The 421-nt window shown below is 37.3% G+C and carries 1 pseudogene; it reads left to right on the top strand.

Annotation, left to right across the window (positions count from 1 at the left end):
* A pseudogene (locus J7R13_RS09745) lies at window positions 1-421 on the top strand (hypothetical protein); the annotation flags it as partial.

Here is a 421-nt window from a genome sequence, read left to right as displayed (position 1 = left end):
CAATGTTGCTGAGATTGCACAAAACCATATCACACGCCTTCAAACTATGCTTTCTGATCAAACAAGCGAAGCTTATCATGCCTTTGATGCGTTTTATAAGGAATTAAAAAACAATTTAAACAGTGAGATAAAGCAAGAAGAAGCGATTGAGATGTTAGCGCAACATCTTGTAACGCGTCCCGTGTTTGAAGCTTTGTTTGAGGGCAATGAATTTGTGCAAACCAATGCCATTTCGCAAGCAATGGAAAAAATCTTAACAGAACTCGATAAAGCCAATATTGAGGAATAATCCAAAGAATTACAAGAGTTTTATGACAGCGTAAAGTTCCGTGCCTCTGGCATTACAGAACCACAGGCAAGACAAAATCTTATTATCAAGCTTTACGAAGATTTTTTTACCAAGGCATTTAAGAAAACCACG

This window comes from Bartonella taylorii 8TBB (assembly GCF_902825155.1).
Lineage (GTDB): Bacteria > Pseudomonadota > Alphaproteobacteria > Rhizobiales > Rhizobiaceae > Bartonella > Bartonella taylorii_A.
This window is presented reverse-complemented; position numbering and strand designations above follow the sequence as displayed.